A 14987-nucleotide genomic window follows, 5' to 3' on the forward strand; every position below is an offset into this window, starting at 1 on the left:
GAATCCCCTCAGAACGGCTTCTTCCAGCATGCCTCGCCGCGATCATTTCTTCGCGGCCTTGCCGATGGCCTTGGCGACCAGCTTGCTCACGTGCTCGACCGCCTTGGTCCCCGCGCCCAGCGAGCGGTGGCGTCGCGAGATCACGGCGATCAGGTACGTACGCCCCCGCTCCCGTACGCGGCCGATGCTGTTGACCGTCCACCGGCCACCGTCACGTTGCCGCGGCAGCCAGCCGTTCTTGACCTCCGCGCGCCCGCCTGCCGCGCTCACGCCCCACGACTGCTCCGGCGTCACGTCCGCCATCAGCTCCAGCACGTAGCGGCGGTGCTTGGGCGACAGCGGGCTCTTGACCGACACCAGCGCGTTCAGCAGCCGCACCTGGTCGGTGGCGCTCGTCGTGGTGGACCCCCACGCGCCGCCGGGGCCCGGACGCGTGTCCCGCAGCCCGAGCCTCCTGTTGGCCGCGGCCAGGCCCGAGGCGCCGCCGATCGCCGCCCAGAGCCGGGACGCCGCGTCGTTGTCGCTGATCTTGATCGCCTGTGCGGCCGCCCGCTTCTCCCAGCCCGTCAGCCCGCGGCGCTCCCGCTGGGCCCGTAGCAGCAGGGCCGCCACGATGTTGACCTTGACGATGCTGGCCGTGGCCGTTCTGAGGCTGCGGTTGTAGGTGTAGGACAGTCCGGACGAGAGTTCGCGCACCTGCACGGAGAGGTCGCCCGGGAGGTCGTCGAGGTAGCGGTCGAGTGAACGGGTCAGGCCCTTCCTGTACGAGGGGCGCCGCTTCTGCGCGGGCTCCTTCACCGGCGCCGGCTCCGGTGCGGACGCGATGGCGACGGGGGAGAAGGGGATCGGCATGGGGGCGGGCGTGGGCTGGTGGACGCCGCTCGACGCGAGGAGGGTCAGTGGCACGAGCGCACCGGCTAGAGCGACCCGTCGGCATCGCCGCGCCCCGGGCTTGGGCTCGGGCTGTGAGTACGGCGGCACGCCGTCCTACCCGCGACCAGGGAGGGATGGGGATATATCGCGCGATGCCATGACATGCATGGCAGGCAGCATTGCTGTACCGATGTTTCCACGGTGTTAGCCGGGGCTGGAGGGCAGGAAGGGCGTATCCGTGGGGTGACGGGTCCGTGGGAGCCGGGGCCGGCGGCCGGAGGGCACGCTAGATTCTTCGCCAGGTGGGATATCGGTCGGGGCCGGGTGGCATGAGGGGGAGCGATGGGCGCTGAGCTGGCCACGCTGGTCGGTGAGCTGTCGCCGTACGTGACGGCCGCCGTCGGGGCGTACGGGGCCGCCGTGCTGGTACGGGCGCGGGAGGAGGCGGCCGACGTCACCGTGGCGTGGGGACGGCGCATGCTCCAGCGGATCTTCGGCGTGCGGTCGGAGGGGGACGAGCTTCCGGAGGCGGTCGTCGAGCTGGCGCAGGCTCCGGACGATCCCGATCTGCAGGCGGCGTTGCGGGTGCAGATCCGCAGGCTGCTGGCGGCGGACGAGGAGCTGGTGGCCCAGCTGCGTGCCATGGTGGCCGAGGCGCGGGCCGGGACGGGCGGCACGGTGACCGTGACCGCGTCCGGCGAGCGGTCGGTGGCGATCGGACGCGACAACAGCGGCACGATCATCACGGGCGATCACTCGTCCGGCTTCAACCGCTGAGCACCCGACGAACGACACGCCGGATCCGCGCGGTTCGGGCGGGCACGCGGCGGGCGTCGGACGGCGGGCGTCGGACGGTGGCGCGGCGGTCGTTGGTCAGGCACGCAGCGGCGTTGACGGCCATTCAGGCAGTACTGACGGCCATTCAGGCAGTACTGACGGGTCTGCAGGCAGTGCTGTGCTGGCGGCCAGGCAGACAGTGCTGGCGTTCAGGCAGACAGTGCTGGCGTTCAGGCAGACGGTGCGGGCGGCTCAGGGCAAGAAGGTGCGGGCGGTGCGGCCATGTGGGCGGTGCTCGGCCCCGGCCGTCCCGGGACGCTCCGCTGTCTGTAGTGTGCCGAAATGACAAGAAGCGAGCGAATCGCGGACCAGCTGGACCGGCACTGGCACAAGAACCTGCGGCCGCGGCTGGACGGTCTTGCCGATGAGGAGTACTTCTGGGAGCCGGTGCGTGGCTGCTGGAGCATCCGCCCACGTGGCACGTCGGCCGCGCCGATGCCGGTAGGTTCGGGGGAATGGGCGATGGACTTCGCGTCCCCCGACCCGGTGCCGGCGCCGGTGACCACGATTGCCTGGCGGCTCGCCCACATCATCGTCTCGTGCCTGGGCTATCGGGTCGGATGGCACTTCGGCGGCCAGGACGTGGACTCCCAGACCTTCGCCTACGCGGGGACCGCTGACGAGGCGCTGAAACAGCTCGATCAGATGTACGGGAGATGGAACGCGGGGGTCCGCGAACTCTCGGACGCCGACCTGGAGAATCCGCCCGCGGTGGGTCCCGAGCGGTTTCCCATGGAGGGCATCGTCCTGCACGTCAACAGGGAGCTGATCCATCACGGCGCCGAGATTTCCCTGCTGCGCGACCTCTACCGCTGGCAGGACGGAGCCGTACCGCGCCGCATCTGACCTTCAGCTGCTTCAAGAGGGCACGGCTTCATCGGATGAGGGGCGGAGGCGATCCGTTCCGCCGTCGAGCCATCATCGGCGGCCCCGTCCAGAGGGCATGGCTCGCCGGCGGGCACCTCCGCCCCTCCGGCCCCTGGGAGTGAGGACCGGCGTCGCGAGGAGCGCCATGGGCAGGTGGAGAACCTCGCGGGCACAGCGACCCTAACCCCGCCCACGCCACCCGTTCTGCGGAGGATTACGCAGAACGCGCATCCCAGGCCGCGAGGATGGCCGCCTCCTTCTCCGCGTCCATGCCGTGCCGGTTGGTCTTGCCGTAGGTGCGCTTGTCCTCCGGGATCTCGCGCAGCCACGCCCACGTGTCGTGCACCGTCTCCGCCACCGGCCGGGTACGCAGCCCCGCCGCCTCCGCCTTGGCCGTGGGGACGCTCCAGAAGTGGTCCCTGATCTCCGACGGCGGGCTCCACAGGGGCAGCTCCACGAACGCCCCCGCCTCCCGCTCCACCAGGAACGCGTCGTCCACCCACACCAGCTCCGCGCCGGACCCCGTGGCCGACACGCAGGCGGCCAGCCAGGAGCCGTACGTCGTCTCGCCCGCCGGACCCGTCACCAGGAAGTCACCGGAGGCGCCGCGCGCGGCCTGGTCGAGGGTGAAGGAAGCCACGTCGCGCGCGTCCACGAGCTGCAGGGGAGCGGACGGGTCGCCGGGCGCCAGCACCCTGCCGCCGCGGGAGATCCTGGTCAGCCACCACGGCAGCCTGGCCACGTCCTCGTGGGGCCCGAGGATCACGCCGGGCCGCACGATCAGCGCGGAGCCGTCGAACCCCTGCTCGACCGCCCGCTCGCAGCCCGCCTTGAGCACCCCGTAGTCGCCGTCGTCCGGCCCCGCGTCCGGCGCGCACGCCCAGCCCGGAGCCTCCTCCACGGCCGGCTTGGCGGGGAAGCCGTCGACCGCCGAGACGCTGGACACGAACGCGTACGTGGCCGCCCGCCCCGACAGCATCCGCACCGACTCGCCCACCACGCGCGGCACGTAACCGCTGGTGTCGACCACGACGTCCCACGAGCGGCCCTCGGCCAGCCGCGCCAGGTCCGCGGGCGCCTCCCGGTCGCCGCGCACCGCCTCGACGCCGGGCACGTCGGCCCCGCTGCGCCCCCTGTTGAACGTCGTCACCTCATGCCCCTGGGCCAGCGCCGTCTCGACGACGGCGCGACCCAGGAACCCCGACCCACCCATGACCAGAACCTTCATGGGCTCAATCCTCGCTCGTCACCATCCGCCGATCGAACGTCTTCACGGAGAGCGTAGGACGCAGCGGCGGCACCATGTGCACCCTGGCCGAGCCGATGTCGAAGAACAGCCCGACCAGCTCCAGCTTGCCCGCCCGCACCTGCTCGTCGACCTTCCTGTACGTGCGCAGGTTCTCCAGCTGCTGCTGCACGTTGACCCGGCACAGCACGTCCAGCGCCCCGCCGTGCAGCCGGTCGCCCTCGGTCTCGATGAACGTGGCCAGGCTGTGGTCCCCGTGCCGCAGCCACCTGCGCAGCCCGGGCAGGCTGCCCGCCTGCACCCCGCCGCTCAGCACCCCGGCCATCGCGCCGCAGCCCGAGTGCCCGCACACCGTGATCGTGTGCACGCCCAGCACCTGCGTGGCGTACTCGATCGCCGCCACCACCGAGTCGTCGTGCGGCTCGGAGCCCTTGCGCGGCACCAGGTTGCCGATGTTGCGCACGGTGAACAGGTCGCCGGGCCCGCTCGCCGTGATCAGGCTGGGCACGATGCGGGAGTCGGCGCACGTGATGAACAGGTGCGACGGCTGCTGCTTGCGGGCCAGCTCGGTGAAGATGGGCCTGACGAGCGGGGCCGTGTGCCGGTGGTACTCGCGCGCCCCCGCCGTGAGGAGGCACTCCGGCGCGCCGTCGTGCGACACGGTGACCGGCTCCACCTCCCGGCGCCGGTGCGCCCACGGCAGCCACCAGCGGTCCGGCGCCTTCGGCGGCGACTTGGCCGGGAACGTGCGCGCCCCGCTGGCCGCCAGCGCGTACCACTCGTCGTGCAGCTCGTCGATGACCACCGTGCCGCCCATCCGCTCGTGGTCCAGCCGCCACGAGTGGATGGCCTCGAAGGCGCCGTTGTCCATGAAGTCGATGTTCAGGTCGAGGTCCACGACGGTGGCGGCGGGGATCGTACGGAGCTCGTGCGTCAGCCGCGGCACCCCCAGGAACGTCAGCGACCCCGAGATCGTCACGTGCAGCCGGCCGTCGCGGTCCTCCCGCTTGAGCACCGTCACCCAGGTCAGGCGGCGCAGCGCCATCAGCGCGGCCAGCGCCAGCCCCGCCAGCACCCCCTCGGCCAGCCCGAGCAGGATCACGGCGGCCATCGTCACCACGTACACCGGCACCTCGCCGTGCCCGTGCACCTTCCTGATGTGGCCCAGGTTCACCATCTGCACGCCGATCAGCACCAGCAGCGCGGCCAGCGCCTCCAGCGGGATCAGCGTGATCGTCCAGCCGAACCCCAGGGCGAACACCAGCACCCACACCCCGTGCAGGATCGTCGACCAGCGGCTGCGGGCGCCCGCCTGTGCGTTCGCGGTGCTGCGCACGATCACCCCGGCGACGGGCAGGCCGCCGAGCGCGCCGGTGACCATGTTGGCCACGCCCTGGCCGGTGAGCTCCTGGTCGAGGTCCGCCCGGCGCCCGCCGTGCATCCCGTCGACCGCCACCGAGCACAGCAGCGACTCGCAGCCGGCCAGCAGCGCCACCAGCAGCACCGAGGAGACCACCAGGTGCCAGTCGCCCTGCGGCAGCACCGGGAAGGCCCACTCGGTGAGGCTGTCGGACAGGTCCACCCGCGTCACGTCCCAGCCGAACGCCCACGCCGTCACCGCCGCCGCGGCCAGCGCCGGCAGCGGCGCGGGCACCACCTTGAGCCGTTTGGGGAGCCGCGTCCACAACGCCAGGACGGTGATGGTGAGGATGCCGACGGCCACCTTGTGCCCGTGGAGGTCGGCGATCTGGCCGGGCAGCTCCAGCACGTTGGCGATGGCCGACTTCTGCGAGCTGCCGCCCAGCACCACGTGGAGCTGGGAGAGGGCGATGATGATGCCGACGGCCGCCAGCATGCCGTGGATCACGGCCGGCGAGACCGCCAGCGCCGCCCTGGCCGCCTTGAACACCCCCAGCACGAGCTGTACGGCCCCGGCCAGCAGGGTGATCATGCAGGTGGCCCGCCAGCCGTACGTGTGCACGAGGTCCACGACCACCAGGGACAGACCTGCGGCGGGGCCGCTCACCTGGACGGCCGAGCCGCCCAGCGCGCCGGCCACGATGCCGCCCACCACGGCGGCGATCAACCCGGCTGCCAGCGGCGCTCCGGAGGCCATCGCGATGCCCAGGGAGAGGGGCACCGCGACGAGAAAGACCACGAGCGAGGCTGGCACATCATGCCGGAGGGTGCTCATCCAGCTACTCTGCGTGTCGCGGAACATGGAGCAAACCCTATTGCTCCGACGTCCTGCTTTAAGGGGGCGTCGCGCTGGTTTTACGGATTAATGGGGGCTGAAGATCACCGGTAGTAGTCGTGCGGATGGTCCTGCTGCTCCGGGCCGCGCCGGTGGTTGCCCCGGCCGTTGCCGCGCGACTGCGAAGGCTGGGCCCCGTGTGCCGACGCCGACGGAGGCTCGGGCCAGGCCGCCGCGGGGCTGGTCGTGATGTCGCCGGTCTCGTACGCGCCCGCGGCGAACGGGGAGGCCGGAGGCACCGGCGGCGTGGGAGCCGACAGCACGTCGTAGTTGGAGACGGCCCGTCCGGGCACGGTCGGCGTGCCGGAGGCGGGGGAGGGGCCGGTGAGCGGATCGGAGTCGTCGGCCACGGCCCAGCCGGAGCGCACCTCGTACGAGGCGGGGTAGGACGAGCGGGCGGCGGGCTGCTCGAACGCCGGCCACGAACTCGCCCCGCCGTAGGGGGCGGAGGGAGCGGGGGCCGGGTCGTCGAGGATGTCGGGCGAGGCCGCCCAGGAGCCTGACGTGGTGCCCGCGGGCTGCTGGGTCCAGGTGGTCTCGAGCGGGTCGGCCGCGCCGCCGCCGTACGCGGGGAACGGGTCGCTCGTCGGCGCGCCGTGGATGGGTGCCGGAGGGGCGGGGAAGCTGCCGCTGGAGGTCGGGCTCACCGCGGGGAACGAGCCGCTGCCGTTCGCTGCGGCCGGATAGACGCTGTTGGAGGAGACGGAGTTGGAGGAGACGGAGTTGGAGGAGACCGGGGCGGGCCTGGGGGAGGAGGACGGCTCGGGGCGCGTGGGGGCGGGCACCGGCTGGGCTCCCGCACCGAGGATGCTCATCACGTCGGCCGTCGGCGCCGCGAACGTCACGGTGCGCTGGTCGGCCAGCTCGGCCTGGCTGGGGGTGCTGCGCTTCGCAGGCTCGACCAGGTCGGCGAGATTGGCCGAGGCGGCGGCGGGCTGGCGCTGGGGGAGGGGGGCCTGAACGGTGGCCGCGTTGGGGTCGACGCCGGCGGAGGCGGCGGCGGGCCGCGGCTTGGCGGCGCGCTCGGAACGTTTGGCGGGACGCCCGGCGGGGCGCTCGGCTTCGGCGGCGGGACGCTCGACCGGGCGGGAGGCGCCCTTCCTGGCGGCCACGGTGCCCCCGGCGCCGAACTCGCCCTCCTCCGCATCGCTGCGGATGTTCGCCCAGAACTCCTCGTCATCGTCGTCGTTGGTGGGGTTGCCCCACTCGTCGACGCCACGCCGGCCACGCTGACCGGTACGCACCGGTTTGGGCTTGACCTCGTCAATAGGACTGAAGTCCGGGCTGAAATTGGCCATCCGCGGCTCGTGCGCCGCGAACTGGTCCGTCGAACGAGTCTGTGTCTGCTCCTCCTTCTCGGCCATCTCCTTCAGCCGTTCCGGAGGGAGCGAGCTCTCCCTGCGGTTCATCGAGCGCATGCCCAGTGCCACGACGACGAGCACGAGGAGCACGACAGCGACCAAGCTCACTACGACCGCGATCATTGCACCACCCTCAAAGCCATGGCCTCCCTCTGGCACCGATGAGATCGCGCGGCCATCGACGCGATCTGCCCCCTTTGATCACCAGTGCCTAACAATTGGATCTGATTGTGTCGGACCACTATGAGAGTTGTCACACCCTACGCGAATAATTGGTACACCGGCACTACCTGCCGTGTTCGGCCTCTCACTGGATGTTCACCGCCGTGAGACGGCCGCGGGCGATGGTCTGCTCCGCGATCTTCTTCAGGACCGCGGGCAGCGGGGAGCCCGCCGCGAGACCCACCTTGCCGCTCAGCGTGTACACCGTGAACCGGTAGCTGGCTTCCTTCTCACAGGGAGGCTCGTAACCCACCCTGCCGCTGGTCACCCTCGCCTGCCCCGTCCCTCCTGGTGGGTCGGCGGCGGCGTTGGGCCCCAGCTCGGTCGTGGTCGCCGGGATGTCGTAGAGCACCCAGTGCACCGCGGACCTCGCGGGCGTGTGGCTGTCGACCACGATGGCGATCGACTTGGCCCCCTGCAGCGGCTGGCTGGACCAGCGCAGCGGCGGGCTGCCCTGGTCGCTCCCGCAGGAGTATTCGCTGGGTAGTGGCTTGCCCTCACGCAGCTCGGGACTCGTGACGTTCATCTCGGCGATGTCCTGAGCCTGGGATCTGCCGATGAAGCTCAGGCTGCTGCAACCCGACAGGGACAACGCGACAGCCGCCGCCGTCACACTGACGGCGAAGCGTCGCATGCGCGATGCCGCGTTACACAGCCCCATGCCGGACGATGCTACGCGGCTCTCGGCGGTGCGCAGACCGTTTCCCGATGGTCGGTGGTCGGTAAAGGATCCGAAAAGCCCGGGAATGAGGGCATTCGCGTAGTGAGGTTGGCCACAACGGCGCTCGCCCGCGCGCTGCCGGCGCCCGGATCCGCCCCCACCGGCGCAACCTCTCTCGCCTGCTGCTATGCGCCGGCGCGAGGCGGGCGGGGCGCCGGGCGGTCACCCCGACGAAACGGACATAGGTTTCGGACCGGCGGTGTCGCAAAAACCAGGTGCGCCAGATCGGGGCTTCGAGTAGACGAGAGGCCGCGCGGGGCCTGGATGCGGACGGCGGCTGCCACGTTGCGTGAGGCGCTCGCGCAGTGGTGCGGTCACGACGCGCTGCCGGGCCTGGCTGGCACGTACGTGGCGCCGCCGACGTGGCCAAGCTCGACAGCCTGCGGCCGGCCGCCACCGAGCATGGCACCGAGGCCGAGCCGGGAGTCGGCAGACACGCCGGGGCGACCGGCGGATCTTTGCCTCGACGCCCGCGGATCTTCGCCCGCCGCGCCGGGACGGCTCGCGGATCTTCGGGCGCCCCGCCGGACGGCCCGCCGATCTCCGGCCGCTCAGCCGATCTCCGGCCGCCCCGCCGGGCGTAAATCCGCATCCGGCCGGTCCTTTCCCGGCCCGCTGACAGATCGCCTGCCGGGTTCGCGCCATAAGCTGGCCTTGTGACGTCAATGGGCGCTCTGCGTGATCCGGCGAACCGCGTCTCGCCCAAAGCCATCCGGATGTGGCTGCTGGAGTCGCTGGTCGCTTTCGTGTTCTTCCTGGGAGGCTCGCTGCTCGTGTCGCGGTGGGTCGACGGGAGCGACTGGTCGTGGGTGCCACGGTGGCTCGCCGAGGACGCCTGGCTGCTGCCCGCCGGGGTCGTGGCGGTGACGCTGCCGTTCCTGGTGGCCGAGCCGTTCGTACGGTACTTCGTACATCGCTGGGAGCTGTCTGGGGACGTCGTCTACGCCAGGTCGGGGTTCCTGACCAGGGAGTGGGTGTTCGTGCCTGTGAGCCGCATCCAGACCGTCGACAAGGGGCAGGGATGGTTCGAGCGGATGCTCGGTCTGGCCACCCTCGACATCCGCACGGCCTCGCACGCGGGGTCCTCGACGATCAAGGGGCTCGACTACCGGGTGGCGGCGGAACTGGCTGAGCGGCTCGCGCGGCGGGCGGAAGAGCTCAGGGACGACGCCACATGACCGAACCCCGCCCCGGCGACCCCGCCCCTGGCCCTCCGGACGGCGGCTGGGCCCCGCCCACGCCCCCTCCCCCGGCCGGTGGCGAGCCCCCGGCCGGACCCGCATCCCCCGTCCAGGGGGCACCGCCGCCGGGGCCTGGCGGGCCGTATCCCGGGCCTGGGGGGCCGTTTCCCTGGCCGCCGCCCGCGGGGCGGGCGCCTCAGCGGCTCAGCCCCAAGGTGCTGCTCATCGACCCCGTGCGGATGCTGCCCTCCCTTCTCCTCCCCCTGGTCGGGGTCCTGTTCGTGGGCGGCTTCTCGGCCAGGTCGTACGCCTACGCGGCCGTGGGCGTCCTGGCCGCCGTCGTGTTCGCGACCGTCAGATGGGCCACCTTCACGTACGAGATCGTCGGCGACCGCCTGGAGACCAAGCGCTCGCTGATCAGCCGCTCCGTCCGGACCATCCCGCTGGAACGCATCCGCGGCGTCGACGTCTCCAACCCGCCCATGCACCGGCTGCTCGGCCTGACCATCCTCAAGATCGACACAGGGGCGAGCGGCGACGAGGAGGAGGCCAAGCTCGCCGGCGTCTCCCTGAACGAGGCCGAACGCCTCAAGGCGCTCCTCCTGCGCCGCACCGCCGAACCCGCCGAAGACGCGCACACCCCTCACACCACCACCGACCGGCCCATCATCGGCGTGCCGCGCAAATGGCTCCTGTACGGGCCGCTGTCCGGCGCGTACCTGCTCACCCCCTTCGCCTTCGTCGGCGGCGCGATCGGGCTGGCCTTCCAATGGGGGGACGACCTGGGGCTCAGCCAGGACGACGCCCTCAGCGCGGGGGAGTGGCTCTGGGGTCACCCCTACCTCCTGGTCGGCGTGGCGGTGCTGCTCGTGCTGGCGATGCCGTTCGCGGGCGGGCTGATGTACGCGGTGTTCAACTGGGACTTCGTGCTCAAGCGCCGCGACGGCTACCTGGTGGCCGAGCGCGGGCTGATCAACCGGCGCAGCGTGTCGCTGGAGTCGAAGCGGGTGCGCGGCTACGAGATCGTGGACGGCCTGGTCGAACGCTGGGCCGGGGTCGTACGCGTCTGGGCCATCGTGACAGGGCTCGGCGACTCGGAGACGCGCGGGCAACTCCTGCCCGACGTGCCGCGGACGGTCGCGTTCCAGGTGACCGGCGACGCGATCGGCCCCTACGACGCACCCCTCCGCCCCCATCCGCCCGTGGCCCGCAGACGCCGCCTGTTCCGGGCCGTCTTCCCCTGGCTGGTGCTGGCCGCCGCGAGCGCCGCCGGCCTCTGGGCCACCGGGAGCGCCTTCTGGTGGGTCCTGCTGGTGCTGGCGCTGCTCCTGGCGGGCGGCGGGGTGCCGCTCGGGCTCGACAGGTACGCCTCGCTGGGGCACGGCTACGACGGGGGACGCCTGGCGGTGCGGTCCGGGTCGCTGCGGCGGGCCCAGGCCGTGGTCGAACGCCGGGCCGTGGTGGGGTGGCGGCTGCGGCAGACCTGGTTCCAGCGGCAGTCGGGGGTGCTCACGCTGATCGCCGGGGTCGGGGCGGGCAAGGGGGGTTATTCGGCGATCGACGTCGCCGAGGCGCAGGGGGTGGAGTTCGCCGCGGAGGTGACGCCCGAGTGGCTGGCGCCGTTCCTGGAGCGCGGCGAGCCTTGACGGGTCTGGCCGGCTGCAACGGACTCTGACCGGGCCGGTCGCCGGAGAGACCACGGAGGGGTTTTCTGGCGTGCGCTGCCGGTGGGTGCCCGGGGGGTTACGGCCTGCTCAGCGGTGTCGTCTCCGGTGGTCAGTCCTGGCGGCGGGCGCCGAACATGATCTCGTCCCAGGTCGGCACGGACGCGCGGCGGCCCCTCGAACCCTTGCGCGCCTGACGCGCGGCCGGGGCGGGCGGCGGGGACGGCACCGGCACCGGCGGCTCCTCCTTGCCCTCGTCCTTGCCCGCCCGCGCCGCCGGCACCGCCGCAGCAGCGGGCTTCGGCTTGGGCTGGGGTGCGGGAGGCTTGCTCTCCTGAACGGGCTCCGGCTGCGTCGCCTTCTTCCCGGGCACGGGTGCGGCCGGCTTCTCGGCGGCCGGTGCGGGCTCGGGGACGGCGGCCTGCTCGGGCTCGGCGGCCTGCTCGGGCTCAGGGGCCTTCTCGGGCTCAGGGGCCTTCGCGGGAACGACCGGCTCCGGCTCGGCCGCCGCCTGCTCGGTGACGGTCACGGCTGCCTGCTCGGCTGCGGGTTCCCGGGGCGCCGCCTGCTCGGCTGCGGGCTCCTCGGTCGCGGTCGCTGCAGGCTCGGACGCGGTGGTCTGACCCGCGACGCTCTGGGCCGTGGTGTCCTGGGTCGTGGTGTCCTGGGTCGTGGTGCTCGGGGACGCCGTGTCCTGTGACGCGGTGTCCTGTGACGCGGTGTCCTGGGCTGTGGTGGCCTGTGACGTGGTGGCGTCACCGCTTGCGATGGGTTCCGCCTTCTCGACGGGTTCCGCCTTCGCGGCCGGTGCGGCGCTTGCGGCTGGTGCGGCGCTCGAGGCCGGCTCGGCCTTGGGTGTCCCGGCCTCCGCAGCGGAAGTCTCCGCAGCGGGAGCCTCCGCCACCTGCGGCCGGCTCGAAGTGGCGGTCGCTGCCTGAGGCTGGGCCGGGGCGGCGGCTGCCGCTTCGGGCTCCGCGACGGCTGCCGACTCCTTTGTTGTTTCCGTGCCCGCGGCGGTCGCTTCCGTGTCTGCGGCGGTCACGGCTGTGCCGGCGACTGCGGGGGTCGCCTCGGCGGGCGGCGGAGGTGTCGTGACCTGCGACGCGGTGACCTGGGCGTCCGTGGTGCTCGACGCGGCCGGGCTCTGTGCGGTGGCCGGGCTCTGTGCGGTGGCCGCGGCCTCAGACGCGACGGCAGGTTCTGCGACGGCAGGCGTGTTGAGGTCGGTGACCGGCGCGCCGGACTCCTCCGCGCCGGACTCCTCCGCGCCGGACTCCTCCGCGCCGGACTCCTCCGCGCCGGACTTCTCCGCGCCGGACTCCTCCGCGCCGGTGGTGGACACCTCGGTGGAAGCCGCCGCGCTCGCGGCAGCCACCGCCTCGACCTGCGGCGCTTCCGCCACGGTGTGCGGAGCCTCCGGCCTGGCCGGAGCCGTCGGCGCCGGGGGCGTCCGAGGCTCGGCGGCGGACCCCGACATGGGGTGGGTCTGCGCGGCTACCGGCCCGGTGTGGGAGGTGGGCTCGGCGGCGGGTGCTGCCGTGGCGCTGGCCTGCGCGGTGGGCTCGGTGGCGGGCGCTGCTGTGGGGCCGGGCTGAGCGGGGGGTGGGGTGATCGGCCTGGCTGGGGAGGCGGGCTCCTCGGCCAGGGGTTGCGGCGCCGGGCGGGAGGGGGGTGGGGTGGCGGGGGCGTAGATGGAGTCGTGGTCCGGCCGTCCCGATCCGAAGTCGGGCAGCCATGGCGAAGACCCGCCGCGGCGGGACGTGGTGTCGCCGGGGCGGGCGTAGCCGGTTTCGCGGGCGGGCGGCTCGGGCCGGAAGGGCTCGCGTGACGGCGGTTCTTCTCTGGCCGGCGGGTCGAAGGGCGCCTCGCGGGAGGGCGGGTAGGCCGTCTCGGAAGAGGTGTAGGGCTCGGGCTCGCCGCGCACCACCGAGGGGAACGGCAGCGGGTCGGACGCCAGCGGCGGCACCGGCTGCAGCTTGGCCACGCGCGGCGCGAACGGCGTCACCGTGGTGTCCTCCACCACGGCGGGCTCGGGGTCGAAGTCGGCGGCCGAAAGGCGCATGGCCTCGTCGTCGTGCGGGGTGACGTGCCGCTTACGCGGGTCGAAGAGCCACTCGGCGTGGCGCGTGTGACCGTTCCAGACGTAGCCGAGCTTGACCCGCCACAGGCCGTCGTCGCGCTTGGCGGAGTCCCAGTCGATCTCGTCGGTGGGCACGCCGCGCCTGGTCAGCCGCTCCGCGACGAGCTCGCCGAGCGTGGGACCGGGGGCGGACTCGCCCGGCATGCGTACGGCGACGCGCTGCGCCTGCTGGGCGACGTACTCGCGTTCCTGGAGCACGGGCCCCTCGAACCAGCGGACACGCTCGACCGGGATCCCGGCGGTCGCGGCGATCTCCTCCGCCGTCTCTCCGGCTCGGATGCGGGCCTGGATCTCCTTGGGGCGCAACGGACTCTCCACTTCGATCTCGTACTGGCCGAGACGGGAGAAGTTGCCGCGGACGGCAGCACGGAGCCGGTCGTCCACGGGAAGCGTGAAGCGCGTACCCCGTCCGGCAGTAGCCAGCACGAGGTAGGTGCCGTCCTCACTCACCGCGACGAGTCGGAGCTCCTGCATGCGAGTCCCTTCGTCAGCGTCGCCATTCTTCCCCCGGACCCTTGAGTCTCTCGCGTGTGCCGGTTGCCTGCCAGCACCGTACCCGGCATGTCCGAACATCGCCTTCCTGGGATAGCCCCGGGGCGATGTGACGCCGGTCACATTTGTGGTGTCCATCCCTCTAGAGCCCGCCGTTGCGTACCAGGAGGTTATTTGGCCTCGACGGGTTCTGGCGAATCGCGCCCCGGGCCGCGGTGCAGTCCAGCCAGGCGGACAGGGTGGCGGGGTCGGCGTCCGGATGACGTTCGAGGTGGCGGGCGGCGGCTCCGGCGAGGTACGGGGCGTGGGCGGAGAACGCCCGGCCGTCCGGGGTGAGCCGGCAGGCGGCGCCGTTGGCGGCGCCGATGACGAACACGCCCGAGCGTACGAGCGAACGCGCGGATCTGGCGAGGGCGGGGGAGTCGGCGCCGTCGGTCGGCAGGAGCGCCACGGAGGGCCCGCGGGCGTGCCGGTGGATCCAGTCGAGCCCCGCCAGCATGTCGGCCAGCGTGCCGGAGCCGCCGCAGCCGAGCACCCGTACGGACGCGATGCCCGCCTCCGGGGCCACGTCGTGGGCGCGGGCGGCGACGCGCGTGCCGTGGCCGCCGCAGGCGCGCCCGGTGCCGCCGGTGGCGTCGAAGGCGCGCCAGGCCCGGTCGCGGAGCCCGGCGCGGCGGATCGCGACGCCGCTGTCCAGGACGTACATGGTGGTTCCCGCGCCGCTCGCCCGCACCGAGGGCGGGCGGCCGGGAGCGCGCACCGCCATGGGGTGGATCTGGCGGTCCGGCTCGATGGTGCGTACTCGCGTGTCGGCGCGCAGCTCGTCCAGCTCGGAGGCGGTGAGGAAGGTGGCGAACCCCGGCAGCGCCGAGGTGTAGTAGCGGCGCACCCGCCAGCGCACCTCGCCGACGAGGTCGCGGGCGGCCTTCCGGTCGCGCGCGGTGACGATGTAGGGCCGGGCGGGCTCCGGATGGTCGGGGTGCAGGGCGAGTCCCGCGGCGGGTGTCATGGCGAGAGGGGCGGCGGTCGCCGCGGCCGTTGCCACGGCCGCGGCGAGGTACACGGAGGGCAGGCCGAGTCGTCGGGGCACGATCGGCAAGGATGCCTGTCACGCAGGTCACAGGAACAA

The 14987-nt window shown here is 72.9% G+C and carries 11 protein-coding genes; 4 read left to right on the forward strand and 7 right to left on the reverse strand.

Annotated features, from left to right (window positions below; translation table 11 throughout):
- Positions 1 to 42: 42 nt before the first annotated feature.
- Positions 43 to 906: a serine hydrolase gene (locus HD593_RS13550; RefSeq protein WP_185102512.1), complete on the reverse strand. Its 864-nt coding sequence runs from the start codon at positions 904 to 906 to the stop codon at positions 43 to 45.
- Positions 907 to 1215: 309 nt separating this feature from the next.
- On the opposite strand from HD593_RS13550, the gene HD593_RS13555 reads away from it, so the two are divergent.
- Positions 1216 to 1650, forward strand: coding sequence for a hypothetical protein (locus tag HD593_RS13555; protein WP_221524750.1), 435 nt, complete (start codon positions 1216 to 1218; stop codon positions 1648 to 1650).
- Between the two features lie 342 nt (positions 1651 to 1992).
- Positions 1993 to 2556, forward strand: coding sequence for a DinB family protein (locus HD593_RS13560; RefSeq protein WP_185102513.1), 564 nt, complete (start codon positions 1993 to 1995; stop codon positions 2554 to 2556).
- Between the two features lie 235 nt (positions 2557 to 2791).
- Here HD593_RS13560 and HD593_RS13565 read toward each other — a convergent pair whose 3' ends face one another.
- The 4 genes from HD593_RS13565 to HD593_RS13580 form a co-directional block, all read right to left on the reverse strand.
- Positions 2792 to 3805 carry an NAD-dependent epimerase/dehydratase family protein gene (locus HD593_RS13565; protein WP_185102514.1) on the reverse strand — a complete coding sequence of 338 codons (1014 nt, stop codon included), beginning with the start codon at positions 3803 to 3805 and terminating at the stop codon, positions 2792 to 2794.
- Positions 3806 to 3809: 4 nt separating this feature from the next.
- On the reverse strand, positions 3810 to 6017 hold the full coding sequence (locus HD593_RS13570; RefSeq protein ID WP_246546504.1) for a SulP family inorganic anion transporter: 2208 nt from the start codon (positions 6015 to 6017) through the stop codon (positions 3810 to 3812).
- Positions 6018 to 6121: 104 nt separating this feature from the next.
- A complete protein-coding gene (locus HD593_RS13575) occupies positions 6122 to 7561 on the reverse strand; it encodes a hypothetical protein (RefSeq protein ID WP_221524751.1) in 1440 nt (479 codons plus the stop codon).
- 184 nt (positions 7562 to 7745) lie between these two features.
- Positions 7746 to 8186 (reverse strand): YbhB/YbcL family Raf kinase inhibitor-like protein, encoded by a 441-nt coding sequence (locus tag HD593_RS13580; RefSeq protein WP_246546505.1) that lies wholly within the window; start codon positions 8184 to 8186, stop codon positions 7746 to 7748.
- Between the two features lie 860 nt (positions 8187 to 9046).
- Between HD593_RS13580 and HD593_RS13585 the strand changes: the two genes are divergently transcribed.
- Both HD593_RS13585 and HD593_RS13590 read left to right on the forward strand, forming a co-directional pair.
- Positions 9047 to 9559: a PH domain-containing protein gene (locus HD593_RS13585; protein ID WP_246547862.1), complete on the forward strand. Its 513-nt coding sequence runs from the start codon at positions 9047 to 9049 to the stop codon at positions 9557 to 9559.
- Positions 9556 to 11208 carry a PH domain-containing protein gene (locus HD593_RS13590; RefSeq protein ID WP_246546506.1) on the forward strand — a complete coding sequence of 551 codons (1653 nt, stop codon included), beginning with the start codon at positions 9556 to 9558 and terminating at the stop codon, positions 11206 to 11208. Before HD593_RS13585 ends, HD593_RS13590 begins: the two co-directional genes overlap by 4 nt.
- 130 nt (positions 11209 to 11338) lie before the next feature.
- Here the strand turns inward: HD593_RS13590 and sepH are convergent, their stop codons facing one another.
- Complete coding sequence (gene sepH / locus HD593_RS63345; protein ID WP_281402455.1) at positions 11339 to 13840, reverse strand: septation protein SepH; 2502 nt, start codon at positions 13838 to 13840, stop codon at positions 11339 to 11341.
- A 160-nt stretch (positions 13841 to 14000) separates the two neighbouring features.
- Positions 14001 to 14948, reverse strand: coding sequence for a protease inhibitor I9 family protein (locus tag HD593_RS13600; RefSeq protein ID WP_185102518.1), 948 nt, complete (start codon positions 14946 to 14948; stop codon positions 14001 to 14003).
- Positions 14949 to 14987: the final 39 nt, after the last annotated feature.

The sequence above is a fragment of the Nonomuraea rubra genome (assembly GCF_014207985.1).
GTDB classification, from domain to species: domain Bacteria; phylum Actinomycetota; class Actinomycetes; order Streptosporangiales; family Streptosporangiaceae; genus Nonomuraea; species Nonomuraea rubra.

What these genes read in the sequence shown, in the direction of transcription:
- HD593_RS13590 (WP_246546506.1), top strand. Translation starts at nt 9,556, where the DNA reads ATGACCGAACCCCGCCCCGGCGACCCCGCCCCTGGCCCTCCGGACGGC.
- HD593_RS13570 (WP_246546504.1), bottom strand. Translation starts at nt 6,017, where the DNA reads ATGAGCACCCTCCGGCATGATGTGCCAGCCTCGCTCGTGGTCTTTCTC.
- HD593_RS13575 (WP_221524751.1), bottom strand. Translation starts at nt 7,561, where the DNA reads ATGATCGCGGTCGTAGTGAGCTTGGTCGCTGTCGTGCTCCTCGTGCTC.
- HD593_RS13580 (WP_246546505.1), bottom strand. Translation starts at nt 8,186, where the DNA reads ATGAACGTCACGAGTCCCGAGCTGCGTGAGGGCAAGCCACTACCCAGC.
- HD593_RS13565 (WP_185102514.1), bottom strand. Translation starts at nt 3,805, where the DNA reads ATGAAGGTTCTGGTCATGGGTGGGTCGGGGTTCCTGGGTCGCGCCGTC.
- HD593_RS13560 (WP_185102513.1), top strand. Translation starts at nt 1,993, where the DNA reads ATGACAAGAAGCGAGCGAATCGCGGACCAGCTGGACCGGCACTGGCAC.
- HD593_RS13585 (WP_246547862.1), top strand. Translation starts at nt 9,047, where the DNA reads ATGGGCGCTCTGCGTGATCCGGCGAACCGCGTCTCGCCCAAAGCCATC.
- HD593_RS13555 (WP_221524750.1), top strand. Translation starts at nt 1,216, where the DNA reads ATGGGCGCTGAGCTGGCCACGCTGGTCGGTGAGCTGTCGCCGTACGTG.
- sepH (WP_281402455.1), bottom strand. Translation starts at nt 13,840, where the DNA reads ATGCAGGAGCTCCGACTCGTCGCGGTGAGTGAGGACGGCACCTACCTC.